The organism is Epilithonimonas sp. JDS, from assembly GCF_021261315.1.
Taxonomy (GTDB): Bacteria; Bacteroidota; Bacteroidia; order Flavobacteriales; family Weeksellaceae; genus Epilithonimonas.
The window spans coordinates 1,278,303-1,303,328 of the sequence record NZ_JAJSAX010000001.1 but is presented as its reverse complement, the minus strand read 5'-3'; the positions used below and the strand labels follow the sequence as shown (position 1 = coordinate 1,303,328).

General features: G+C 36.5%; 28 protein-coding genes. 15 read left to right on the top strand and 13 right to left on the bottom strand.

The genetic code is table 11. The annotated features are described in order from the left end of the window. The first annotated feature begins 8 nt into the window (after window positions 1-8). From LUD75_RS06160 to LUD75_RS06150, 3 genes are all read left to right on the top strand, one after another. A complete protein-coding gene (locus LUD75_RS06160) occupies window positions 9-341 on the top strand; it encodes a bacteriophage spanin2 family protein (RefSeq protein WP_232704781.1) in 333 nt (110 codons plus the stop codon). Between the two features lie 87 nt (window positions 342-428). Continuing rightward, the gene (locus LUD75_RS06155) at window positions 429-986 is read left to right on the top strand and encodes a DUF2306 domain-containing protein (RefSeq protein WP_232704780.1); all 558 of its coding nucleotides are present in this window, start codon (window positions 429-431) and stop codon (window positions 984-986) included. Continuing rightward, a complete protein-coding gene (locus LUD75_RS06150; protein ID WP_232704779.1) occupies window positions 983-1,894 on the top strand; it encodes a YARHG domain-containing protein in 912 nt (303 codons plus the stop codon). Before LUD75_RS06155 ends, LUD75_RS06150 begins: the two co-directional genes overlap by 4 nt. On the opposite strand, the gene LUD75_RS06145 is transcribed toward LUD75_RS06150, so the two are convergent. Together LUD75_RS06145 and LUD75_RS06140 are read right to left on the bottom strand one after the other, a co-directional pair. After that, window positions 1,873-2,253, bottom strand: a complete 381-nt coding sequence (locus tag LUD75_RS06145) for a DUF2809 domain-containing protein (RefSeq protein ID WP_232704778.1) — start codon at window positions 2,251-2,253, stop codon at window positions 1,873-1,875. The genes LUD75_RS06150 and LUD75_RS06145 overlap by 22 nt on opposite strands. Continuing rightward, the gene (locus LUD75_RS06140; RefSeq protein ID WP_232704777.1) at window positions 2,250-2,720 is read right to left on the bottom strand and encodes a hypothetical protein; all 471 of its coding nucleotides are present in this window, start codon (window positions 2,718-2,720) and stop codon (window positions 2,250-2,252) included. Before LUD75_RS06140 ends, LUD75_RS06145 begins: the two co-directional genes overlap by 4 nt. A 254-nt stretch (window positions 2,721-2,974) precedes the next feature. Between LUD75_RS06140 and LUD75_RS06135 the strand changes: the two genes are divergently transcribed. After that, complete coding sequence (locus LUD75_RS06135; RefSeq protein WP_232704776.1) at window positions 2,975-3,169, top strand: hypothetical protein; 195 nt, start codon at window positions 2,975-2,977, stop codon at window positions 3,167-3,169. 3 nt (window positions 3,170-3,172) lie between these two features. On the opposite strand, the gene mutS is transcribed toward LUD75_RS06135, so the two are convergent. Both mutS and LUD75_RS06125 read right to left on the bottom strand, forming a co-directional pair. Beyond that, complete coding sequence (gene mutS, locus LUD75_RS06130) at window positions 3,173-5,728, bottom strand: DNA mismatch repair protein MutS (protein ID WP_232704923.1); 2,556 nt, start codon at window positions 5,726-5,728, stop codon at window positions 3,173-3,175. Between the two features lie 95 nt (window positions 5,729-5,823). Beyond that, complete coding sequence (locus tag LUD75_RS06125; protein ID WP_232704775.1) at window positions 5,824-6,696, bottom strand: cupin-like domain-containing protein; 873 nt, start codon at window positions 6,694-6,696, stop codon at window positions 5,824-5,826. A 231-nt stretch (window positions 6,697-6,927) separates the two neighbouring features. On the opposite strand from LUD75_RS06125, the gene LUD75_RS06120 reads away from it, so the two are divergent. From LUD75_RS06120 to LUD75_RS06110, 3 genes are all read left to right on the top strand, one after another. Continuing rightward, on the top strand, window positions 6,928-7,416 hold the full coding sequence (locus LUD75_RS06120) for a hypothetical protein (RefSeq protein WP_232704774.1): 489 nt from the start codon (window positions 6,928-6,930) through the stop codon (window positions 7,414-7,416). A gap of 154 nt (window positions 7,417-7,570) precedes the next feature. Further along, window positions 7,571-8,980 (top strand): MBL fold metallo-hydrolase, encoded by a 1,410-nt coding sequence (locus LUD75_RS06115; RefSeq protein WP_232704773.1) that lies wholly within the window; start codon window positions 7,571-7,573, stop codon window positions 8,978-8,980. Between the two features lie 55 nt (window positions 8,981-9,035). Continuing rightward, entirely contained in the window at window positions 9,036-9,338 is a 303-nt protein-coding gene (locus LUD75_RS06110) for a thioredoxin family protein (RefSeq protein WP_232704772.1), read from the top strand. On the opposite strand, the gene LUD75_RS06105 is transcribed toward LUD75_RS06110, so the two are convergent. Beyond that, window positions 9,331-10,095, bottom strand: coding sequence for an amidohydrolase (locus LUD75_RS06105; RefSeq protein ID WP_232704771.1), 765 nt, complete (start codon window positions 10,093-10,095; stop codon window positions 9,331-9,333). The genes LUD75_RS06110 and LUD75_RS06105 overlap by 8 nt on opposite strands. A gap of 244 nt (window positions 10,096-10,339) precedes the next feature. On the opposite strand from LUD75_RS06105, the gene LUD75_RS06100 reads away from it, so the two are divergent. Beyond that, window positions 10,340-11,137 carry a murein L,D-transpeptidase catalytic domain family protein gene (locus LUD75_RS06100; protein ID WP_232704770.1) on the top strand — a complete coding sequence of 266 codons (798 nt, stop codon included), beginning with the start codon at window positions 10,340-10,342 and terminating at the stop codon, window positions 11,135-11,137. 68 nt (window positions 11,138-11,205) lie between these two features. Here the strand turns inward: LUD75_RS06100 and LUD75_RS06095 are convergent, their stop codons facing one another. Both LUD75_RS06095 and LUD75_RS06090 read right to left on the bottom strand, forming a co-directional pair. Further along, window positions 11,206-11,898, bottom strand: a complete 693-nt coding sequence (locus tag LUD75_RS06095; RefSeq protein ID WP_232704769.1) for a response regulator transcription factor — start codon at window positions 11,896-11,898, stop codon at window positions 11,206-11,208. Between the two features lie 147 nt (window positions 11,899-12,045). Next, window positions 12,046-13,587 carry a HAMP domain-containing sensor histidine kinase gene (locus LUD75_RS06090; protein WP_232704768.1) on the bottom strand — a complete coding sequence of 514 codons (1,542 nt, stop codon included), beginning with the start codon at window positions 13,585-13,587 and terminating at the stop codon, window positions 12,046-12,048. 190 nt (window positions 13,588-13,777) lie between these two features. On the opposite strand from LUD75_RS06090, the gene LUD75_RS06085 reads away from it, so the two are divergent. Then, window positions 13,778-14,269, top strand: a complete 492-nt coding sequence (locus LUD75_RS06085; protein WP_232704767.1) for an SRPBCC domain-containing protein — start codon at window positions 13,778-13,780, stop codon at window positions 14,267-14,269. Between the two features lie 39 nt (window positions 14,270-14,308). Here the strand turns inward: LUD75_RS06085 and LUD75_RS06080 are convergent, their stop codons facing one another. From LUD75_RS06080 to LUD75_RS06065, 4 genes are all read right to left on the bottom strand, one after another. After that, window positions 14,309-14,653, bottom strand: coding sequence for a hypothetical protein (locus LUD75_RS06080; protein ID WP_232704766.1), 345 nt, complete (start codon window positions 14,651-14,653; stop codon window positions 14,309-14,311). A 2-nt stretch (window positions 14,654-14,655) separates the two neighbouring features. Beyond that, window positions 14,656-16,701, bottom strand: a complete 2,046-nt coding sequence (locus LUD75_RS06075) for a S9 family peptidase (protein ID WP_232704765.1) — start codon at window positions 16,699-16,701, stop codon at window positions 14,656-14,658. Window positions 16,702-16,933: 232 nt separating this feature from the next. After that, complete coding sequence (locus LUD75_RS06070; RefSeq protein ID WP_232704764.1) at window positions 16,934-17,674, bottom strand: uroporphyrinogen-III synthase; 741 nt, start codon at window positions 17,672-17,674, stop codon at window positions 16,934-16,936. Window positions 17,675-17,695: 21 nt separating this feature from the next. Next, entirely contained in the window at window positions 17,696-18,337 is a 642-nt protein-coding gene (locus LUD75_RS06065; protein ID WP_232704763.1) for a DUF4271 domain-containing protein, read from the bottom strand. Between the two features lie 149 nt (window positions 18,338-18,486). Between LUD75_RS06065 and LUD75_RS06060 the strand changes: the two genes are divergently transcribed. After that, entirely contained in the window at window positions 18,487-18,996 is a 510-nt protein-coding gene (locus LUD75_RS06060) for a hypothetical protein (RefSeq protein ID WP_232704762.1), read from the top strand. 11 nt (window positions 18,997-19,007) lie between these two features. Here LUD75_RS06060 and LUD75_RS06055 read toward each other — a convergent pair whose 3' ends face one another. After that, the gene (locus LUD75_RS06055) at window positions 19,008-19,835 is read right to left on the bottom strand and encodes an alpha/beta hydrolase (protein ID WP_232704761.1); all 828 of its coding nucleotides are present in this window, start codon (window positions 19,833-19,835) and stop codon (window positions 19,008-19,010) included. Between the two features lie 334 nt (window positions 19,836-20,169). On the opposite strand from LUD75_RS06055, the gene LUD75_RS06050 reads away from it, so the two are divergent. From LUD75_RS06050 to LUD75_RS06030, 5 genes are all read left to right on the top strand, one after another. Further along, on the top strand, window positions 20,170-20,709 hold the full coding sequence (locus tag LUD75_RS06050) for a hypothetical protein (protein WP_232704760.1): 540 nt from the start codon (window positions 20,170-20,172) through the stop codon (window positions 20,707-20,709). 189 nt (window positions 20,710-20,898) lie between these two features. Then, a complete protein-coding gene (locus LUD75_RS06045) occupies window positions 20,899-21,615 on the top strand; it encodes a polyprenol monophosphomannose synthase (protein ID WP_232704759.1) in 717 nt (238 codons plus the stop codon). Window positions 21,616-21,617: 2 nt separating this feature from the next. Further along, window positions 21,618-21,989: a DUF4296 domain-containing protein gene (locus LUD75_RS06040; RefSeq protein WP_232704758.1), complete on the top strand. Its 372-nt coding sequence runs from the start codon at window positions 21,618-21,620 to the stop codon at window positions 21,987-21,989. Between the two features lie 18 nt (window positions 21,990-22,007). After that, window positions 22,008-23,141 carry a tRNA guanosine(34) transglycosylase Tgt gene (tgt, locus tag LUD75_RS06035; protein WP_232704757.1) on the top strand — a complete coding sequence of 378 codons (1,134 nt, stop codon included), beginning with the start codon at window positions 22,008-22,010 and terminating at the stop codon, window positions 23,139-23,141. A 67-nt stretch (window positions 23,142-23,208) separates the two neighbouring features. Beyond that, window positions 23,209-24,303 (top strand): LptF/LptG family permease, encoded by a 1,095-nt coding sequence (locus LUD75_RS06030; protein ID WP_232704756.1) that lies wholly within the window; start codon window positions 23,209-23,211, stop codon window positions 24,301-24,303. Here the strand turns inward: LUD75_RS06030 and LUD75_RS06025 are convergent. After that, on the bottom strand, window positions 24,297-25,007 hold the full coding sequence (locus LUD75_RS06025; RefSeq protein ID WP_232704755.1) for a biotin--[acetyl-CoA-carboxylase] ligase: 711 nt from the start codon (window positions 25,005-25,007) through the stop codon (window positions 24,297-24,299). The two genes, LUD75_RS06030 and LUD75_RS06025, sit on opposite strands and share 7 nt — an antisense overlap. Between the last annotated feature and the right edge of the window lie 19 nt (window positions 25,008-25,026).

The following is a 25,026-nucleotide window of genomic DNA, read 5'->3' as shown; positions in this document are numbered from 1 at the left end:
AAAAAATAATGAAATTCTCAAAAAATATTACCCGAACCCTAATTCTGTCTTTGTTTCTGATACTTGCTTCTTGCAGCACAAGATTGGTTTCACCAAACAAACCAATGCAGGATAATTCTATTGATCTTTATAAAAAATATACGATCCAAACGAAAGATGCCAAGACGCAAAAAGTTGAGATTGTAAAGATAGATGCAACCAAAATCTACGGGAAAAATAAGGCGGGAGAAATGGTAGAAATCGAAAAGAGCGAGGTGAGGGAAATTCGTAAACCCGATATTCTGGCTTCAGCGGTGATTGCACTTGCTGCCATTGCAGCGGTTGTTTTCATACCGATTTAACTAAAATTTATGCTTGGTTTTATCAGATCCAGGAATTTTATTTTAAAAATAATTGTTGCGATTGTTTTTATTTATTTTTTTGGATTGATGCTGAGAATTACATTGGATTATATTCCAATTAGTTCTAATGTCAGCTTTCTGATGATAAAGCAAACGGAAGTCACTTCCAGACCGGAATATCTTCCCTTTTTTTACGTACACGTTTACAGCAGTATTTTCGCTTTGATGGCCGGATTTATTGCTGTTTTTTTTGATAAAAACTTAAAATATCTTCACCGATTTTCCGGCCGAATTTATGTTTTTACAACATTGTTATTTTCTTCATTATCAGGAATTTACATAGGTGTTTTTGCTAATGGCGGATGGATTGCAAAAGTGTCATTTGTCCTATTAGGAATTCTCTGGTTTTACACAACTTACAAATCATATACAGAAATTAGAAAAAGGAATATCCAGCAGCACAAATTCTGGATGTGGCGAAGTTATGCATTAGCACTTTCTGCAATTACCTTGCGGATGTGGAAGGTAATTTTAGTATATTTATTCCATCCCAATCCGATGGATGTTTATCAGATTATCGCCTGGCTGGGTTGGGTTCCAAACCTTTTATTAGTAGAATATCTAATCAAGAAACAAAAACGATGAAACACTTAAACCTAATTTTCGCAAGCCTGATTTTTTCTGTTGCATTAATTTCCTGTAAAAAAGAAAAAACCGAAATCACTGAAACCAAACCTCAAAAAGATTCTCTCGCAGCAAATCAAAATCAGGAAGTCCATAAGGAGATGTACGGCATTTACTATGGCTATTTTTCGCCAGAAGATAATCTTAATGATGGAGAATACACGGAAGAAGATATGGTAAAAAAGATTTCTATTAAAATCAATAAAATCACGAAAGACAGTGTTTACGGACAAAGCGTTTTGAATGGAAACCAAAGAACTTTCCGTGGTGTTTTAAATGATAATACCAATTCATTCGTGTTGGATGAGCCTGGTGATGATAAGACGGATGGAAGATTCGATGTCAAAATGAAAGGCGATAGTCTGGTAGGAAGCTGGACTGCCTTCAATCAATCTGCGGTGAGAGTCAAGCACAAAACACTTAAACTGGAAAAGAAAGAATTTGTTTACAATCCGAATTTTATGCTGGACAAGGACACGGATGTTGTGGACTGGACGAGTCATAAGACTAAGAAAGTTTCTTATGGTAAAAATGATGACGGAACAGAGGAATCTTACGAAACCGATCAACAGAGATATGCTACAGATGCTATTTTCAAAATTAATGCGTCCAAGCAAAAGCTGACCGAGAAAGATTTGAAAAACCTTCCGAAGCTGGATATGGAGATTATTAAGAATGCCATCTTTGCCAGACACGGCTACTCATTCAAGAAAGAAACTTTCCGACAGTTTTTCAATCAGTCGGCTTGGTATGTTCCGGTTTCCAACAATGTGGACGCAGAGCTTTCACCTTTGGAAAAGGAAAATGCCGCGCTTCTGAACAGGTTTATAAAGTATGCGGAAGATCATTATGATACTTTTGGACGATAGAAATTGGCTTCAATTAAAAATAAGATCACACAGCCGGCAAAATAGCAAAGAATATCAATCCAGCTAAAAGAATTTCCCAGCACGATCATCATTATTCGATTGTCTTTGAATCCCAGTAATTCTCCAAAGTGAAAATACTGGAGAAACTCTATCAAACAAGAAAAAACAAAAATCCCAATGATCAGTTTTGTAGGATTTAGATTGAAGAATGCTTTGATAAAGTAATACAACAGCATCACCACGAAAACGTCGCCCAGATAAGCTCTGACAAAGAAAATATCTTTGAGTTTTGTCGCAATCAAAACTTCGACAATGAAAATGGTAACAGCGATCAGGAAATGTTTTAGATTGAATTTCATATAAAGAAGTTACGTTTAGGATATTTGACTTTTCGATATTCCAGGTAAGAAACAATAGCGTAGTATCCCGCAAAGAGAAAAACTTTTCCTGCCGTTGACATCAGGATTCCGTCGCCAACTCTTTCGTGATGCAAAATTCCCATTTTATCCAAGATTGATTCTGTAACAGTCACAACAAAACCGACTGGGAAAACAAGTAAAAAGCGGTAGGTTTTTGCCGTTGCAAAAACAGTTTTATCGTCGGGACTCAAATTAAAAAACAAATAACGGTTTGCTAAAAAAATGGCAATGAAAGTGTTAAAGTAGACGGAGTTAAATCCAAATTTGAGAAAGAAAAATATGAGGGCTGTAACCAATATTACTATCAAAATAATTCTTCTGATGTTATCTGGAAAATAGATCAAAATAATAATAGGAATTGCCAGAAAGACATCGAAGAACCACAAATAGATATAGTTCTTTTCCATATCAGAACCTTGAGAACTAGGATACAACGCAATAAAAATATATTGCACAGCCAGTAATCCAAAAGCAATGGCGGCTTCATATTTTGAGAAGAAATTATGCGTTTCTAAAATTTTAAGATTTCCCAGGATAATGATTTGTAATGATTCAAATTTAAAAATTGTATTTGATATTACAATTGACGATGAGCTTTTAATTAATATTTCGGTTTGATTTTTGACTATATTTATACAATATAACCATAAAATTTACCACGATGAAAAAGTTATTAATATTCAGTTCGTTAGCATTACTGGCAACCAGCTGTATTCCAGACAAAGACAAACGTGAGCAGCGCAAAGACGATCACAGTGCAGAACATATGAGAAATGAAGGCGTGGATTCCGCATCACTTTCGACAGATTCTAATAAAGTTGATACGGTAGCGGTTAAAAAAGATTCAGCTAAATAAGGGTTATTTCCCAATCATTTTCTTAATCGAATTCAGCTTCATCAAAGCTTCAATTGGCGTCAATGTGTTGATGTCAATTTTTGTGAGTTCTTCCCGGATGTTTTCCAAAACCGGATCATCCAATTGAAAAAACGAAAGCTGAAGATTTTCTTCGGTTACCCGTTTTATTTTGTCGCCAGATTCCTGTGTTGATCTGTTGGATTCCAAAGTTTTCAGGATCTCATTCGCACGATTCACCACTTTCGAAGGCATTCCGGCCAGCTTTGCCACGTGGATTCCAAAACTGTGTTCGCTTCCGCCAGAAATCAATTTTCTCAAAAAGATGATCGTTCCTTTCGCTTCTTGGATGGAAACGTGGAAGTTTTTGATCCTCTCAAAATTGATGGACATTTCGTTCAGCTCGTGATAATGCGTTGCGAAAAGCGTTTTCGGTTGCGTTGGATGTTGATGTAGATATTCTGCGATTGCCCAAGCGATGGAAACACCGTCATAGGTTGAAGTTCCACGCCCGATCTCATCAAGCAAAATCAAACTTCTGTCCGAGATATTATTAAGGATATTCGCGGCCTCATTCATTTCCACCATAAAAGTAGATTCGCCAGCCGATAGATTATCCGACGCACCAACTCGGGTAAAAATTTTGTCTAAAGTCCCAATCTCAGCATGTTTCGCCGGAACAAAACTTCCAATTTGAGCGAGCAAAGAAATAATCGCAGTTTGTCTCAGAATCGCTGATTTACCAGCCATATTCGGTCCGGTTACCATTATGATTTGTTGTGAATCTCTGTCCAGGAAAACATCATTCGGAATGTAAGATTCGCCAAGTGGCAAAGATTTTTCGATGATAGGATGTCGTCCTTCTTGGATGTTGATGGAAAAAGAATCGTTCAGAATTGGTTTGGTGTAATTATCCTCAACCGACAATTCAGACAATCCAACTCCACAATCCAGTTCACCAATTAGTTTGGAGTTTTCCTGCAATTGGTCGATGTAGATCATCACATTATCGCAAATGTTTCTGTAGAGTTTAAATTCCAGCGCACTGATTTTATCCGTGGCGCCGAGAATCTGAGTTTCATATTCTTTCAGTTCTTCTGTAATGTAACGTTCAGCGTTAACCAAAGTTTGTTTTCGGATCCATTCGGCAGGAACTTTATCTTTATGCGTATTTCGAACTTCGATATAATATCCAAAAACGCCATTGAAATCAATTTTCAAACTTGTGATCCCGGTTCTTTCGATTTCGCGCTGGCACATTTCGTCCAGAAAACCGCGACCTTTACTTTGAATGTTTCTCAGGTGATCAAGCTCTTCAGAAATTCCCTCTCGGATGACATTGCCTTTGCTAATGTTGACGGGAAGTTCATCATTCAAATGATTCTTAATGAAATCAATTAGCTCATCAAGGTTGATAATCGGGTCAAGCCAAGCCAAAACATCCGGAAATTTCAATAATTTGGTTCTGATTTCCTGAATGTTGACCACCGATTGGCGGAGATAACCTAATTCTTTCGGTGAAATCTTTTCGGCGGCCAATTTTCCAATTAGTCTATCAAGGTCAGAGATGCCTTTCAACAAATCTTTAATATCATATTTCAAAGCATCTTCCTTATTCAGAAACTCGATAAGATTGAGTCTTCTGTTGATGTCACCGATATTTTTCAAAGGAAGAATGATTCGTCTTCTCAACAATCTTCCACCCATTGGCGTAGATGTTTTATCGATAATATCAAGAAGCGATTTTCCTTGCTGACTGGCAGAATAGACGATTTCCAGATTCCTCAGAGTGAAACCATCCATCATCAGATAATCATCTTGTGGAATCAGATTGATTCTAGTAATGTGCTGCAAAAGTGCGTGATGCGTATCTTCAACCAAATAAGCGAAGATGGCTCCAGCTGCGGTCACACCCAATTTATGTTCCTCAATCCCAAAACCTTTCAAAGATTGAGTTTTGAAATGAGCAGTCAGTTTTTCGTAAGCGTAAGGATATCGAAACGCCCAATCTTCCAGCTTGAAGGCGCTTTTATTTTTTAATTGACTCGGAAGTTCAGTCGTTCTTTGGTAGATAATTTCGCTCGGATCAAAAGTATGAACGATGTGAAGTAATTTTTCCAGGTTTCCTTCGCTCACTAGAAATTCGCCTGTGGAAACATCCACCAAGGCCAATCCATATTTTTCTTTTTCTTTGTGAAGGGAAAGCAGGAAATTATTTTTCTTGGAACTCAAAACCTGATCATTGAATGTAACGCCTGGCGTCACCAATTCTGTAACACCACGTTTCACGATGCCTTTGACGGTTTTTGGATCTTCCAATTGGTCGCAGATCGCAACACGCAATCCGGCTCTCACAAGTTTTGGCAAATAAGAATCCACGGAATGATGCGGAAATCCGGCCAACTCGATATGACCTTCACCATTGGCTCTTTTGGTCAAAACAATGCCCAAAATTTGAGACGTTCTGATTGCATCTTGGCCAAAAGTTTCGTAGAAATCTCCCACGCGGAACAGCAAAAGTGCATCAGGATATCTTGCCTTGATGGTGTTGTATTGCGTCATTAACGGAGTTTCTTTCTTAGCCAATTGTCAGATTTTTAGAAGCGCTAAAATACGAAATTAATTAAGAGCGAAACCGGAATTTGGAAATAGGAATTTTATTTTCCGAGCTTTTTTTGAAGTGCTTTGTGACTGTTTTTGTATGCCAGTTCTTCTTTGTATTTTATCCATTTGGCGTTGAAGATCTTCCGCATCAGTTTATCTGTAAATCGCATTACAAAGACGTGATACAGCATATTCAGAAACTTGGAAGGTTTGTTGGGCAGGGCTCGTAGAGATAGTGAGAATCCGGGTTCGAGATAGCGGTTGAAATGCCAGACGGCGCCGGGAATGAAAAGTGCATCGCCGTGTTCCATGTAGATCTCGTGGCCTTTTGCATATTTCAGGGCTGGATATTTTTCATAATCCGGGTTTTCATAATCAATTTCCTCGATGGTGTGCACGGACAGCGGCACTTTGTAAAGGAAATCATTTTGCTTCTGATCAAACAGCAGGATTCTTTTTTTGCCACCAAAATGGATGTGCAGGAAATCACCAAGATCCACATCATAGTGCATCAAAACGTGTGCTTCACTTCCACCAAAAAAGAGAGTTGGCAACCGTTTGAAAAATTTGATCCCAAGATCCGGATAAGTGAAATCCTTCAATAGTTCCGGCAATCGGTCTGTAATGATGTAGAAAAAGATGCGTAGATCGGAAGGTTTGCTTTTGATGGTGTCAATGTAGTCTTTCATTTTCATTTTCGTCACGGGAGCATCCGAACTTTTCGTTGCGTCTGCCGGTGTATTGTCGTAGATGGGAACGATCTGGTCGCCCGCTTTTTCTCGGATGTAGTCCAGATTCCACTTGTCATAAGCGCTCCATTGTTTTGCAAATCCCTTGATCAGCAGAGGTTTTTGTGGTTTGAAATACTTATTTTGAAAATCGGTTTTGCTGATTTCGTGCAAGGTATCTACAGTTTCCAGAATCATATTGATAAAATTTATTGAACCAAATAAAGTTATAATAATTTTTGTAAACATCTTAATGTCTTTAAGTTGATAATGCAATTCAGATTTCTGAATGTAGCTGAAAGCATTATTATTAAAAGTATTTGATGATAAAATTAAATTTTAAATTAATTTCGGACTGTTTTTAAATTTAATCGGATGATGTTTTAAAAGAAAATTAAAAATAATCCGTTTAATTCTTAAATTTGAATAATGAAAAAATATCTTTATCTCCTTACCATATCGTTTTCTTTAATAAGCTGCTACACCTACAGAATCAAATCTGAAACTGATGGAGCCGGAAAAGATGGCGTGGAATCTCCTGTAAATTCTAAAGAGCAGGAAGAAAAAAGGTTGGGAAGCAAGCAGGCAAGTCTTAAATCCAAAACGCCGCAAAGCTCGAAAACAAACAAAAACAAAAATCCTGGACAGCCAATGAGTATCCAGGAAAAGCTGGAGGCTAATAAGTATTTCAAAATCGAAGTTGGCGGCAAACCTTATAAAATTCAGGTTGATAAATGGGAAAGCGATACGCTGGTAGCACACGTGATCCATAAACCTAAAAAGATTTTGAAGTTTCATAAAAATCAGATCAACCAATCGACCGTTGCAGAAAGAAGATTTTCTCAGCCGACGGCCGATATTATCACGGTTGTTGCTTATGCAGCAGTAGGTGTAGGAATTTGGGCTTTGGTTAAATAACCGAAATCAATCGTTTGTTTAATTTTAAATCGATATCATAAATAATATCAGTTAAAATTTATTTACAGTTAATCCAAATAACCTCATATTTGTAGTTGTAAAGTTTCAAATTATTTAAAATTTTAGATGTTTGAACATAACCTATTGATAGACAATGAAAATTGAGCAAATATATACCGGCTGTCTTGCGCAGGGTGCCTACTACATCGTTTCCGAAAATGAAGCAGCGATCATCGATCCGCTGAGAGAAATCAAGCCTTACCTGGAGCGTCTTGAAAAAGATCAGGTAAAACTAAAATATATTTTTGAAACGCATTTTCACGCCGATTTTGTTTCAGGACATCTGGATCTGTCGAAAAAGACTGATGTGCCGATTGTTTATGGGCCAACTGCAAAGCCGGAATTTGAGGCAATTATCGCCACAGACAATCAGATTTTTGAGATTGGAAAAATTAAAATTAAAGTTCTTCATACGCCAGGTCACACCCTAGAAAGTTCAACTTACCTTTTAATAGATGAAGACGGAAAGGAAACTGCCATTTTCTCCGGAGACACTCTATTTTTAGGCGATGTTGGGAGACCGGATTTGGCTCAAAAATCTGGCGAAATCACAGAAAGAGATCTGGCCGGAATGTTGTACGAAAGTCTTCACACGAAGATTTTACCATTGGATGACTCAATCACCGTTTATCCTGCACACGGCGCTGGTTCAGCCTGCGGAAAAAACATGCAGAAGGAAACCGTGGACACTTTGGGTAATCAGAAAAAAACCAATTACGCGCTAAATCAGCCAACCAAAGAGAGTTTCATCGATGAAGTTCTGGATGGTTTGACTGCGCCTCCAAAGTATTTCGGGATGAATGTTGCGCTGAACAAAGGCGGTTACGAAAGCTTCGAAAAAGTCCTTAAAAAAGGGAATAACCCCATTTCAGTAGAAGATTTTGAAACGGCAGTAGAAGAGACCGGCGCATTGATTCTCGATACAAGAAGTGCCGCAGATTTCCATAAAGGTTTTGTTCCAAATTCAATAAACATCGGCATCAAAGGTGATTTTGCACCTTGGGTTGGAGCGATGATTGTAGATGTTCAGCAACCGATTATCCTGGTTTCGGATCTTGGTTCGGAAGAAGAAGTGATCACTAGACTGAGCCGCGTTGGTTTTGATAATGTGGTTGGTTTCTTGGATGGCGGATTTGAAAGCTGGAAAAATTCTGGAAAAGAAATAGATGAGGTGAAAAGAATTTCTGCGGAGCAATTTGTATCAGAATATTCTCAAAATCAAAAGGTTATTGATGTCAGAAAAGAAACAGAATACGAAGCCGAACACATCGATGAGGCGTACAGCAAACCATTGGCTTACATTAATGATTGGCTGAATTCTATTGACAATTCTGAACATTTTTACATCCATTGTGCTGGCGGCTACAGAAGTATGATTGCGGCAAGTATTTTGCAGTCAAGAGGTTATCGGAATTTTACTGAAGTTGAAGGTGGTTTTAATGCCATTAAGAAATTTGATAAAGTTCCAACAAGTAATTTTGTTTGTCAGACAAAGACTTTGTAAATAATTGCATAGATTTTGATTAATTTCTAAAATCTAATTTCTAATATCTTTTATTATGTCACAAAAATTTCAGGAACTTATACAATCAGAACGTCCTGTTCTCATCGACTTTTTCGCCACATGGTGTCAGCCTTGCAGAGTGCAGTCTTCAGTTTTGAATTCCGTGAAAGAAAAATTGGGCGAAAAAGCCAGAATCGTGAAAATCGATATCGACCAATTTCCGTCCATCGCTAATCAATACAATGTCCGCGGTGTTCCGACCTTAGCGGTTTTCAAAAATGGAGAGATGCTTTGGAAAGAGAGCGGTGTTCACGATGTGAATTCTTTGGTGGGTGTGCTGGAGCAGTACGCTAATTGATCTTAATTTCAAACGCATCTCTCTCCGCCAAAAACGGAAACTTGCTCCGAAATTCCTTTAATTCTTCCAAATCCCATTCAGAAAAAACCGCATTATTTTTTCTTTCAGAAATTTCTCTTCCATCCGGAAAATAGACAAGGGAACTTTCTTCATATTCCAGATTATAATCATCAGTTCCGATTCGGTTTAATCCAAAAAGAAAAGCCTGATTTTCAATAGATCGTGCTTTTAATAATGATTTCCACGCTTCAACTCTGGATTGTGGCCAATTCGCAACATAAAGGATCGCATCATAATCATCTTGATTTCTAGAGAAAACAGGAAAGCGCAAATCAAAGCAAACCTGCAAAAGAATCTTAAAACCTTTGTATTCAATGATTTTTCTCTCAGTTCCGGCAGTGTAAATTTTGTCTTCTCCCGAATAGGAAAACAAATGCCTTTTATCATAATACTCAAAATTCCCATCCGGAAAAACGAAGTAAAACCGGTTATAAAAATTGCCATTTTCTTCCACAGATGCACTTCCGGCTATTGCTGCATTTTTTGATTTCACAAAGGATTTCATCCAGGTCAGAGTTTCCAGATTTCTGTCTGCAACTTCATCCGCTTCCATACAAAATCCGGTGGAAAACATCTCTGGAAGTAAGAAAATGTCAGCTTCGGTTTCCGAAAATTCTTGTTCTATTTTACTGAAATTCTGTTCCTTATTCTTCCAGACGATATCCAAATTTAAACCGGCGATTTTGAGTTTTGACATAACTTAAAGTTTTATAATGCAATTTATCACTTTAAAATTCGTTTCTATCATTCAACCAAAGATTTCAACTTCAAAAATTAATAATTAATTATCATAATGAAATCTTAATAAAAACCTTCTCTGAATAATCATTTTGAGTTAAAGTTTCATAAAGAACTGTTAAAAATAATATTAATAACTTATTGAAAATGATATAATTGTAATTTTGCACCACTAAAAAAAATAAAAGAAATATAATTAATTTATGAAGAAATTCCCATTGTTATTAGGTCTGTTTTATTTGATCACCACCTCTTTTTTTCCAGCGAGTTCCGAGAATATTTCTCCATCGTCTGTTACCATTAAAGAAATAGAATTAAGTCCTAAAAAGAATTTCTCACCAGTGAATGATGCAGAAGAAGTGTACAAAAATCTGCAGTTTGAAGGAGAAACATTGAATTTTGAAGTCTTTGAAAAAGCATTTTTAGGATTCCAAAATTTGAAAAAATCCGGCAAACTGGAACTAACGGCGCATTTGCTTTCGGTTTGTGATTTCAGTCTTTCTTCCAACAGAAAACGCCTTTGGGTGATTGATACTGGAGAGAAAAAATTGCTGTTCAATTCCCTGGTAGCGCACGGAAAAGGAACAGGTGAAGAGTTTGCAATGAATTTTTCCAACACGGAAGATTCGCACCAGTCAAGTCTCGGTTTTTACATCACAGAGCAGACTTACACAGGAGACAACGGCTATTCTCTGAGGTTATTCGGGATGGACAAAGGTTATAATGATGCTGCATTGGAAAGATGTATCGTGATGCACGGCGCCAATTATGTGAGCGAAGATTTCATCAAAGCTGAAAAAAGATTGGGAAGAAGCTGGGGTTGTCCTGCAATTCCAAGAGAACTGGCTCAGCCGATTATCAACACAATCAAAAATAAAACGTGTTTGTTCATTTATTATCCGGATCAAAACTATCTTTCGAGCTCACAATGGCTGAAAGGCAACGAACAAAAAGATCAGATTCTCAATGATGTTTCAAATCAGAAAATGGCGACTAATTAATTTGTCTTCATTTTATTAAAAATAAAAATCCCTTCAGTTTATATTGCTGAAGGGATTTTTTATTAATCTTACTGCGGATTTTTCACCAACAATCGGAAGCCTTCTCCGTGAACATTGATGATTTCCAATCCGTCATCATCTTTCAGCAGTTTTCTCAGCTTGGCGATGTAAACGTCCATACTTCTTGCGGTAAAGTAATTTTCTTTTTTCCAGATTTTTCTTAATGCTAAATCTCTCGGCATAAAGTCGTTTCTGTGGATGCAAAGCAGTTTCAGAAGTTCGTTTTCTTTCGGCGAAAGTTTGTATTCATTTTCTCCTACACGTAGTTGTCTTAACATAGAATCGAAAAATATATTACTGATCTTGAATTGCTCCTGATCTTCATTTTCCAAAACAGCGCTTCTTTGTAGAATCGCTTTAATTTTGTATAGAAGCAGCTCAGTATCAAACGGTTTGGTGATGTAATCATCTGCTCCGATTTGGTAACCTTTCAAAATATCCTCACGCAGGTTTCTTGCTGTAAGGAAAATAATTGGTGTATTTTTATCAATTTTTTTAACATCTTCAGCCAATGAAAATCCGTCTTTTTTCGGCATCATCACATCAAAGATGCAGATGTCAAATTCTTTTTCTGTAAACTCTTTCAGTCCCATTTCTCCGTCAGTTGCCAAGGTAACTTCAAAGTTGTTTATCGTAAGATAATCTTTCAGAACTGCGCCAAAACTCTGGTCGTCTTCTACTAATAATATTCTATTACTCATATTTTTAATTTTATTATTTGATAAAGAACAATGTTCTTTGTAGTGTTAGTATTTGCTTTTTATTTTATTAATCATTTACAATTTCCTCTCCATTTTATTGATTTTTCTACTCCTTCATCTATAAATTTTTATTTTAATAATTTTTTTCTAAACCATAGGTAACTTAATTGTGAATGTACTTCCTTTTCCTTTATGAGAATCTACGGAAATCTGACCTTTATGGATTTCGATAATCTTTTTTACATAAGACAATCCAAGTCCCTGTCCTTTTACATTGTGGATATTTCCGGTTTCTTCACGGAAGAATTTTTCAAAGATTTTGGTTTTGTTTGTTCCATCCATTCCCATTCCTTTATCAGAAATTTCGATGACGTAGAAGTTACCTTCGTTTCTCGTGCTTACTTTTATTTCCGGCGTTTCCGGCGAATATTTGTTGGCATTATCCAAAAGATTGATCAATGCGTTTGAAATATGAAATTCATCTACAAGGAAATTATATTTTGTAGCATTAAAATCAGTAATCAACGTTCCATTTCGCTGATCTACAATGAGTCTGAAAGATTCTGCCACACTTTTTATCAATTCCCGAACGTTTGTTTCTTTCAAGTGTAAAGGCATTTCGTTTCTTTCCAGTTTGGACATATTCAGAACTGTTTCCACCTGCTTTTTCATTCTCAGGTTTTCCTGTTTTATGAGACCAGAATAATATTTGACCTTGTCAGGATTCGTGGCAATAAGATCATTTGCCAACGAATCTGCAGCTACGGAAATGGTTGCCAAAGGTGTTTTAAACTCGTGTGACATATTATTGATAAAATCCGTCTTGATCTCTGCGATTTTCTTCTGACGCATCATATAATTAATGGAAATAATATAAATCCCCAAAATGGTGAGCAACGATATAAAAGTGCCCAAAAGCATCGGCAGATTATGCTTTACCAACGAGTAATCTTTTCTTGGGAAGACGATTGCCAAAGTATAAAGCGTTCTGTCTTTGCTGTCTGTAAAAAGAGGATAGGTATAATTCGTCTTGTCTTTTTGATCCAGATAAATATTGTTGGCAATTGTTGTCAGCTTATTGGTTTTGTTAATGACGCCGTAGCCAAATTTCGTGTCGATGCCTTTCAATCTCAGTTCTTTAGTTACCACAGAATCAATCGTTTTGCTGTTCACCCGTTTTTCAATAGGGAGATTTGTGGCGCTCAGTCTTGCAAATTCCTTCATCTGGAAAGAATTATTATCAAGATCGCGGCTGATGTTTGTGGTAAGTGGTTCCGGTGAGCTTTTTTTTAGTTTCAGCTGACCTTCGTCTTTGTAAAGTTTTGTGGTGTAAAGCGTGTCTCCTTTTGCAGAAACCGGAATATTCTGCTTCTCGACAATGCTTGTTTGAAATAGAATATTTGATCGGTTTGCAGAGTCAGAACTTTGCTGAATGTAGGTCTTGGTTGGTTGATTAGACGATGCTAAAACTTCTTTCCCGACGCCGCCATAAGTCTCATTCCAATATTTATTAACCTCAATTTGATTCACTTTCTGAGTCGAAGTTTCTAAGGCCGAATAAACTTTGTTGGAAAAATCCTGCTCTAAGGAAGTATATAATTCTTTGATCCAATACAACTGCAGAGAGACAAAAACGATCAACGAAATTGTCATAAATACAGAGATAATCGGAATGAATTTATTATTCATATGTATTTTTAAGTTTGAAAAGTTAAAATTACTGATTTTAAGAATGTCTCAATAAAAAATAACGTTTGAAATTATTAAATATTTCTTAAAATTGATAGATTTAACATTTTATTGTGAATATCAAATATGTTGCCACAAGAAAAGTTTGGTGTGATTTTTAATAATTAAGTTTGTAAAAAGAGATAACGTTATGAATTCAGAAATTATTTTTAATAAGGATTTAGATTCTGCAAGTGCTTATATTTCTAAGATTTATGAGGCAGATGTTACGACGGTTTGGGATTATTTCACCAAATCTGAACTGTTGGATCAGTGGTGGGCGCCAAAACCTTGGAAATGTGAAACGCAAAAACTGGATTTTAGAGAAAACGGAACCTGGCATTACGCAATGGTTGGTCCTGATGGAGAGAAAATCTATAGTATCGTGAAATTCGGCGAAATAATGGAGCACAGAAGTTTCGACGGCGAAGATGCCTTTTCCGATGACAAAGGAAGAATCGGTGAGAACTTCCCGGAAACAAAATGGCTGTATGGTTTTACAGGAATAGAAGAAGGAACAAAGCTAACAGTAAACCTGACTTTTTACTCCAAAGATAAAATGAAAGAACATCTCGAAATGGGTTTTGAAGATGGTTTCAAAACGGGATTGAATCAGTTGGAAGATTTACTGTCAAAGAATTAAAATTACTCCCTTTAGGGCAGGGAAAATTAATTTTAATTCTTAATCCAAATCAATCTCCTCATCCTGAAAATACTGAATAATCGCTTTTTTCATCAAAAGTGATTGTTCGTTTGGTTTCAGCTCTGGCAAATCATCGAGTTTGTCATAATGAGGCCAGCCGTCTTCATAATGTGTGAATTTATAATAACCAAAAGGCTCCAGCAATCTGCAAACTGCGATGTGCAAAAGATTGACCTTATCGTCTTTTGTGAATTTCTGTTGTCCGCTTCCCAATTCCTGAACACCAATGATAAAAAGTAAAGTATCAATTGGCGGATTTTTTTCGGTTTGAAAATTAACTTCGAAAAAACGTTCTACTTTTTTCCAGATTTCTGCTTCGCTCATAATTAATTTTTTAAACCTTCAACTTTAAACAAAAACGCGTATTCCAAAGCAATTTCCTTCAAACTTTCAAATCGTCCGCTCGCACCGCCGTGACCGGAACTCATATCGGTTTTGAAAATCAGAATGTTGTCATCCGTTTTCAATTCTCTCAATTTCGCGGTCCATTTTGCGGGTTCCCAATATTGAACTTGAGAATCGTGGAATCCTGTTGTGATTAAGATATTAGGATAGTTTTTTGCTTCCACATTATCATAAGGCGAATAGGATTTCATATAATCATAATATTCCTTTTCGTTCGGATTTCCCCATTCGTCGTATTCTCCTGTGGTCAATGGAATCGTATCGTCCAACATCGTCGAAACCACGTCTACGAAAGGAACTTGCGCCACAATCCCGTTGAAAAGTTCCGGATTGTAATTCATCACCGCGCCAACCAAAAGTCCGCCGGCACTTCCGCCCATTGCATAAAGGTGTTTTGGCGAGGTATAATTTTCTGATATCAAGTATTTTGCGGAATCAATGAAATCAAAAAACGTATTCTTTTTCTGAAGCATTTTTCCATCTTCGTACCATTCTCTTCCAAGATATTCCCCTCCTCGGATGTGAGCGATGGCGTAGATGTAACCGCGGTCTAGCAAGGTCAATCTTACGCTGGAAAAGCTCGCATCCACCGTGTGACCGTAACTTCCGTAGCCATAAAGCAAAAGTGGCGTATTTTCGGATTTTGGTGTGTCTTTGTGATAAACCAAAGAAATTGGAACTTGTTTTCCGTCTCTTGCGGTTGCCCAGATTCTCTCTGAGATGTAATTCTCTTTGTCGAATTTCCCGCCCAAAACTTCCTGTTCTTTCAGGAGTTTGGTGGTTCTTTCCTTCATATCGTATTCGAAAGTCGAAGCGGGTTTTGTCAAAGACGTGTAGCCGAAACGCAATTTTTCGGTATCAAATTCCATATTCGTTCCGATGTACGCGGTGTAAGTTGGGTCAGAAAATGGCAGATAATGGGAATCTCCAGTTTTGCTTTCGATGATTTTGATTTGAAGAAGTCCGCTTTCCCGTTCTTCCAAAACGAAATATTCATTAAAAATCTCAAAACCTTCCAACAGCACATTTTCCCTGTGCGGAATGAAGTCTTCCCAATTTTCAATCGAAGGATTCTCTACTTTGGTCTTTACAATTTTAAAATTAGTCGAATCATCTGCGTTTGTGATGATGTAAAAATCATCCTGATAATGTTCCACCGAATATTCCAAATCCTCAGTTCGTTCCTGAATGATTTTCCAATCTGCAAAGACATCATTGGAAGGAATGAATCTGTGCTCGTCTTCATTCGTACTTGATGAAGAGATGAAAATGTAATCTAAAGTCTTGGTTTTGTAAACATTAACGTCAAAAGTCTCATCTTCCTCGTGGAAAATCAAAACGTCTTTTTCAGTTTCGGTTCCCAACTCGTGGCGATGGATTTGAAATGCTCTTAGACTTTCATCTTTTCTGATGTAAAAAACATAATTGTTGTCATTGGACCAAACTGCTTTTCCAGTCGTGTTGTCAATTTCGTCTCCGAAGATTTCGCCGGTTTTCAGATTCTTGAAGAAAATTTTATAGATTCTTCTCCCGACAACATCGGTTGAAAAAGATAGAATGTCATTATTAACGCTGATAGAAATGCTCCCAATATCGAAATATTCCTTTCCTTCAGCCAAAACATTGGCATCCAAAAGAATCTCTTCTTCATTCTCCAAGGTTTGAAACTTTCTTGAGAAAATCGGATATTCTTTCCCATCTTCATAACGGACGATGTACCAGTATTGATTGAAAAAATAAGGCAAAGACTCGTCGTCCTTTTTGTAGCGGGATTTCATTTCCTCGTAAAGGTCGTTCTGAAGGTCTTCCGTTTCCTTCATCACAAAATCTGTATAGGCGTTTTCTTCCTCCAGATATTTGATGACTTCGGGATTTTCTCTTTCATTCATCCAGAAATAAGGATCGTTCCTTTGGTCGTTGTGAATTTCGAGAAGTTTTTCTATTTTTTTTGCTTTTGGAGCATTCATTTTGAAATTGGTATTAATTGAACCACATAGACACATAAGATTAAAATCACATTAAGAAAAAATAGAGAAAACCTAGAATGTCTTTCCTATTTAAACTTATAATTTTTTTAATTTTCAGAAAACTATGTGTCTATGTGGTTAGAGGTTTTCTGAGATGATTTCAGATTTAACAAAATTAAACAAAAAACCATCCCGAAAATTCCGGGACGGCTTTGATTTATGTAATCAATAATTACTTATTGATGCTTTTGATATATTTTTCAATTGCCATTGTCATAGACGGCGTTTCTTTTGTTGGAGCCATTACGTTGACGGTCAATCCAGCTTCTTCTGCGGCCGCTTGAGTGGTGGTTCCGAAAACAGCGATCTTCGTTTCTTTCTGTTCAAATGTTGGGAAATTGATCTTCAGAGATTTTATTCCTTGCGGGCTGAAGAACACCAGCATTTCGTAATCGTCGATGTTGATATCAGTCAAATCACTCGCAACTGTTTTGTACATAATTGCTCTTGTCCACTCGATATTCGCAGAATCCAAAACTTTTGGAACTTCCGGCGTCAGAATATCTGATGATGGCAAAAGATATTTCTCTGAAGGATGCTTTTTGAACAAAGGCGCCAGGTCTGAGAAGTTCTTCTCACCAAAGCTGATTTTCCTTTTTCTGTAAACAATATGTTTCTGCAAATAGTTGGCAATCGCCTCGGACTGGCAGATGTAGCGCATAGAATCCGGCACTGTAAATCTCATTTCCTCTGCTAGACGAAAGTAGTGGTCTATTGCATTTTTACTTGTGAAAATAATTCCTGTATATTGAGTCAGGTCGATTTTCTGAGTTCTGAGATCTTTTGCGTCAACACCCTGAACGTGGATAAAAGGACGGAAATCAATCTTGATTTTTTCTTTTTTTGCAATCTCCAAGTAAGGTGAAGATTCGTTTGGCGCTGGTTGTGAAACTAAAATAGATTTGATTTTCATCTTAAAATGTGGTTATAACATTTAATAAAACAAGAACTTCCAAAGTACCAAAACAGGTACTATTTGAAGCGTGCAAATATACAAAAATTTATAATACCATTTTTCTGGTAAAATAGCTTGATTATGAAAAATATAGATCAGGTTTTTCAACACAAACAATGATATTAATATAATAATGATGACATAAAAATATTGTACCAAATCCAAAGGATAGAAATACAGCGCAAATCCGGCGATAATGAGTCCGATGGATTCCAGAAAATAAAACTTGCTGGAGATCAACGCCAGACCTTTCAAATTTTTTCCGTCGCCAACGCTGTTGTAGAAAAGAAAGGTTAGAATATTTTTGATCACTTCAAAAGCAAGCACCGCTAAAAAAGCAAACCCAAATTTGTTGATTTGAAACCCAAATAGCTGCAGATCAGAAACAAACTTCGGCACAATGGGTATGAATTGCGACAGCAATAGCGAAATCATCACACTTCTGACAATTGAAATAATTGTCCACGAAGGCGTGAGATTATTAGAATCCTCGATCTTCTGAGTCAGAAAATCCTTGATATTGGCATCCCGATTGAAAACAGAAAGCACGATGATGTAGGCAAAAATACTCCCGAGAATACAATATACCACCCAATCGTTATGTTCTGCTATTCTTACCAAGCTTCAAATTTTTTGCAAAAATAAGAATTAGAAATTGTTATCGGTTTATTTTATTCATTAAATCATTCAGATAATTTTTCAATGGAAAATGCTAATTCTCATCGATATTATTTCTATTTTTAATTCGATTAAAACTTTGCACCATCAAAATGACTTTCAAAACCTTTGTCATATTAATGTCTGTCGTCGGCCTATTTTACATTCCTGGGAAAATTCTCATTTCGAATAATGCTTTGAAAGAAGTCAACGCAACGGTAACTGAAGTTAGGAAAAGCGGAAACAGAGTGCCTTATTTCATATTCAAAACCAAGGAATATCCCGGTGTTTTTTACAATTCAGGAAATGGGATGCTTTCATATTTCAAAGATGACCAAGCGATTTTGAAGACTTCCATCAATAAAAAACTGACTTTCTATATCGACGAAAACGAAAACTTAGAAAGTGATAAAGATAAGTTTTACATTGCCTTAGAGTCGAAAGCGAAATGGACGGACTTGTTTTACTACAACATCAGATCCTTTACAAAGTTTTTCTTTGCCTTGCTCTATTTTTTTATTTTGATCATAAACGCCATTGCGATCTACAGATATCATATGAAGTTATTTGAAATCATATTTATGGTTTATTTCGTCTTATTCTTTTTGGTGCTTGGATTTTAAGTGGGAAAATTTCACTTCACACTTTCCATAAAATTGACCGCTTCATCAAACCTTTTGCTCCACGGCAAAAAATATTGCAAGACCATCGGAACGTGCTTTTTATTCAGCAGAATTGGTTTCACATTTGGCTGGAAAGGTTTCAATGCTTTCAAAAAATTGTCATTTGCGACTTTTATGGAAGGGTAAGTTTTTTCGCCTACATAGATCAAAAAAGGCGGCGTTTTCTCATTAATAAAATAAATGGACGAGGCTTGTTTCCACTTTTCTGGGTCTTTGCTCCACGTGATATCGTAATTATCTTCTGCTGTAGGTGGATACTTTTCGAGGTAATTTTTCATATCAATCCCAGCACCATCAATTAGGATAATTCCCAAAATCGTTTTTTCCGGGATTCCATATTTGGGATTCATCACAGCGGAAGTTGATAATTGTCCGCCCGCAGAATGTCCGGAGATAAAAATTCGCTCTGGATTTCCGTGGTAATTTTTTGCATTTGCTTTTGTGAATTGGATTGCTGCTGCGATTTCCTTGGTCATTTCGTTCACATCAGCGTTTGGACTCAGCGTGTAATCCGGAATCACAACCACCATATTTTTTCGGGCAAAGTTTCTACCGAGAAGATTGTATTTGTTTTTATTTCCCGTGTTCCAGTTTCCGCCGTAAACGAAAATGAGCACTGGAAGGTTTTTGTCCTTGATGTTTTTCGGTGTGAAAATATTGAGTTTTACATCTTCTCCTTTATGGTTTTTGGTGTAAGAAATATCTTTGTAAATCCTTGTTGGTCTGCAACTGATTGTCATTAAGGCTAGAATAAGGAATGTTATAATTGATTTTTGCATTGTAGTTTGTTGATAGAGTAATATACGACTATTCTGATTTTTCAGATTGAATTAGGTTTTTGAAACAATCTATTTTTTAATTATTAATAAACATTGATTATTATTCTAAATTCAGCAATAAGATTATTGCGCTCTTCCTTCGAGGTCGCTCCGCCATTCTTCTGTCGTTTGTTCGTGGTAGATGGATTATATATTTATCATTAATCTGAGGCAGGAATTAAAAAATCAGAAATATAGTTAAGGAGATTTTTATCGGGAAAGAAATTATATATTTGAATGGATCTTAAGTCACACTCAAGAAATCTTGATTGAAATTGCAACTAAAACTAATTTTATGAATAACAAATTAAAAGGATGCCTGATCTCAGTAGCATTATTTTTTTTAGTGGGATTAGGGATAATATTTTATATTACAAACAGTATTAATCAATCTATTTCTTCAGACAAACTCAAAGTCGAAGAAGCCTGGACTGTTTTTGCAGCTCAATTACATAAAAGAGACAGTATTTTGACCAGAGATAAGAATTCAAACATCTTATCCTTAATTAATAAAAGTGAAAAGAGTATTCACAATAGTGAAAAAGAGACGTTGTTGTCTAATGAATATATTCTGAATGATAGTTTACGCTTATCTGAAAATAAAAAATTATCATTAATAAATAAAAATCTGAATGAAGCTTTATTGAAATATAATTTGAATGTGAAAGAGTTTAATGAGAAATATTCTGTTTTTCCACAAAACATTTTACGAAGAAAAAAAGGTATTGATTTGTTTGATTACTTTAATATTAATTATGGTAAAGATAATACAGAGCTTATAAACAAACAGAAAAGGATAAACGATTGGATTAAAAATGGTGGAGAATTTAAATAATATTCTGTGAGAAAAAATAGAAGAAGTATTACATAAATAATGAGTTACGATTTTCCATTTTTCACATTGAATAAAGTTGTAATTCAGATAAAGCATCAATATTCAGCTATTTCTATTAAAAAAAGTTAATTTCCACCACGCCAAATAAACATTAACGATTAAAGATTATCTTTGCGGATTATTTGCCGGATGAAGAAACTTGTCATTATTCCCACCTACAACGAAAAAGAGAACGTCGAAAAGATTATTTCGGCTGTTTTTGCTTTGGAACAGGATTTCCACGTTTTGGTGGTGGACGATTCTTCGCCCGACGGAACGGCTGAGATCGTTAAAAGTCTGCGGGACAAATTTCCGCTTCAATTACATTTGACGGTTCGAAAGATCAAAGACGGACTTGGCAAAGCGTACATCCACGGTTTCCAATGGGCAATCCACAACGAATATGATTACATTTTCGAGATGGATGCAGATTTTTCTCATAATCCGAAAGATTTAATTAAACTTTATGAAGCCTGCAAAACAGCAGATATGGCCGTTGGTTCCAGATATTCTCAGGGTGTGAATGTGGTAAACTGGCCGATGGGAAGGGTTTTGCTTTCCTATTTTGCTTCGAAATATGTAAGGTTTGTTCTCGGACTTCCAATTCACGATACGACGGCGGGATTTGTCTGTTTTAAAAAAGAAACCCTGATTGCCATTGGTCTGGATAAAATTAAACTAAAAGGTTACGGTTTCCAGGTCGAAATGAAATACCGGGTTTTCAAAAAGAATATGAAGATCGTGGAAGTTCCGATTATTTTTACAGACAGAACAGAAGGTGTCAGCAAAATGAATGGCGGAATTATCCAGGAAGCGGTTTTCGGCGTTTTAAACTTGAAATGGAAAAATCTGATCGGAAAATTGTAGCAATGAAGTATTTCTTTTACATATTAATGATTTTCTGTGTGTTAGCTTGTACAGAAGCGATAGAAAAACCAAAAGATATTTTGCCGGAAGATAAGATGTCCGAAATCATTGCGGATTTTGCAATCAATGAGCAGCAATACGTTATTGGGACTAATATTAATTCTGAAAATGCGACCAGATTCATTCTGAAAAAATATAAGATCAAAGGCGAACTGTTCACCAAAAGCTATGAATATTATATGACCAAGCCGGAAATCATCAAAGAAATTCTGGATGATGCTCAGAAAATCATCGTAGCCAAAGATCCGAAGGCTGAGTCTTTCATAAATAAAAAATTAAAAGAAAATCCAGGATTGCCACCGCAAGCGAGGTAATTTTGGAGATATGTAGTTATGCAGAAATTTTTTGAAATCGAAAAAACTTCAGAATCCAAAGCCAGAGCTGGAGTTATCAATACCGATCACGGACAGATCCAAACCCCGATTTTTATGCCGGTTGGAACTGTTGCATCCGTGAAAACCGTTCACCAGAGAGAACTTAAAGAAGACATCAAAGCGCAGATTATTCTGGGAAACACCTACCATTTGATGTTGCGTCCAACGATGGATATTATGGAAAAAGCGGGCGGACTTCACCAGTTTATGAATTGGGATTTACCAATTTTGACAGATTCCGGCGGCTATCAGGTTTTTTCGTTAGCAAAAAGCAGAAAGATCACGGAAGAAGGCGTAAAATTCAAATCGCACATCGACGGTAGTTTGCATTTTATGTCACCAGAAGTTTCGATGCAAATTCAAAGACAAATTGGTGCAGATATTTTTATGGCTTTTGATGAGTGTATTGCTTATCCAAGCGACTACAATGCTGTAAAAACATCAATGGAGCTCACGCACCGTTGGTTGAAAAGATGCATCACTTGGACTGAGGAAAACAAAGAATTGTACGGTCACAAACAGAGATTGTTCCCGATTGTTCAGGGTTCTTGTTATTCTGATTTAAGAAAAATTTCGGCTGAGGTTATTTCAGAGGCTGGTGCAGAAGGAAACGCAATCGGTGGACTTTCCGTTGGCGAGCCAGAACCGGAAATGTACAGGATCACAAATGAAGTGACGGACATTCTCCCAAAAGACAAACCACGATATTTGATGGGCGTTGGAACACCTTGGAATATTCTGGAAAGTATTGGTTTCGGAGTAGATATGATGGATTGCGTAATGCCCACCAGAAATGCAAGAAACGCAATGCTCTTCACCTGGCAAGGTGTGATGAATATGAAAAACGAACGCTGGAAAGAAGATTTCTCTCCGCTTGATGAGTTTGGGACGAGTTTTGTGGACAGCGCATACAGCAAGGCTTACGTTCGTCACCTTTTCGTTTCCAAGGAATATCTGGCAAAACAAATTGCATCGATCCATAACTTGGCGTTTTACCTTGATCTAGTGAAAGTTGCGAGAGAACATATTGTTGCTGGAGACTTCTACCAATGGAAAGATTCGATCATTCCGCAATTGAAAACAAGATTGTAACAGGTAGTAGAATTCAGGTATTAGTCAAAAACTAAGACCTAAAGCCTTATAACCAAAACCTATAATAATGAAAATCATAGACCTTTACGTCATCAAAAAATATTTGGGAACCCTCATTTTTATGTTGGCGCTTTTGTCTATCATTATTATGGTTGTGGATGTGCAGGCAAAAACACCGAGGATTGAGAGCAATGGATTTACGGTTGGTTATTTCCTGCTTAATTTTTATCCGTTCTGGATTCTGAATCTGATTCTGACCTTTATGTCAATCTTGGTTTTCATTACCGTGATTTTCTTTACTTCCAGAATGGCGAATAATACGGAAATCGTTGCCATCATTAGTAGTGGTGCTAGTTTTCATAGGTTTGCAAGGCCATATTTAATCACCTCTTTGTTGATTTTTGTGGCTACTTTGGCGGTCAATCATTTTATTTTGCCCTGGTCGAATATCAAGAAAAATGTTTTGGAACCTTATACTTATAATGCGGTAAACAAGGAAAAATTGTTGGGAAATATGAGCATTGCCTCAAACATCAGTCCTACTGATTTTATTTTTGTAAATAGTTATAATAAGAAAGAAAACCGCGGATCCGGTTATATGTATCAGAAATTTGATAAGAACAAAAAACTTGTCTATCAGATCTCTGCGATGGATATCAATTGGGATGCTAAGAAAAAACATTTCATTATTAATAATTACACCGAAAGAACTGCAGGAAAAAACGACACCGAAGTTTTGGGTAGCGGAACTACGAAAATTCAGGATTTCAAATTGCCGCCTTCCGAATTATTTCCGGATAAACTGGTGGCTCAGAACAAAACCACACCCGAATTGCTGACGATGATAGAGCGTGAAAAAATGAAAGGAAACAGCAACGTAACTTCCTTTTATAATGAGCTTTATCAAAGAACCTCAATGCCGGTTTCGATTATTATTCTGACATTTTTAGGATTGTCGTTATCATCCCAGAAAAAACGTGGCGGATTGGGACTTAATCTGGCTTTGGGAATTGCCTTGGCGTTCCTGTTTGTATTTTCCTTTCAGGTTTTGAACGTCGTTTCGGAGAACAAAAGTTTACCGCCATTGTTAGCAATGTGGCTTCCGAATATGATTTTTGCGCCTATTGCGGCTTATCTTTATATAAAACGGGCGAATCAGTAGAGCATCTCAATCTCTTTGTGGAAAAACTTCTGCAAGCCTTCATTTTCCAAATCGATCCAAAGAAAACCATTTCTGTCAGCATTTTTAATGATGCCATTTTGGCGCACATTGTTTTTTTGAAAAACCGAGATTTCATCTTTTCTGAAAAGCACATTGTTATAGGTCAACAGGATGTCTTCTTCTGATTTTATTTCCTCAATTTCCGAAATTATATCCTGATGAAATTGATTTGTAAATTCTGTCAAATCAAAACTTAAACCAGTGACAGACAACACCGAGCCGGCTTTAGGAAGATTCGAAAAATCAGTTTGAAGCAGATTAATGCCAATTCCGAGGATGTAATAGTTCTCGTTACTAATTTTTTTCTTTTCGATAAGGATGCCGCAAACCTTTTTCCCATTAAGAATTATATCATTTGGCCACTTTATTTTTGCGTCTGCATTTGTCAGATTGGCAAGAAAATCCCGCACGATAATAGCGGTATAGTAATTGAGGAAAGTATCGGAGATATTGATTTTTGAAGTTTTAAAAGCAAGTGAATAAGCCAGATTTTGGTTGGGAATCACTTTCCAGATATTTCCATATTGTCCGCGGCCTTTTGTTTGATTAAAAGTAAAAACAGCAGTTGGTTCGTCTTCATTTAAAAGCGTGATAATTTCGTCATTCGTAGAAAAACAATTTTCGAGATGGAATAATTGGCTCATTTATGAAAACTTTAAGAGA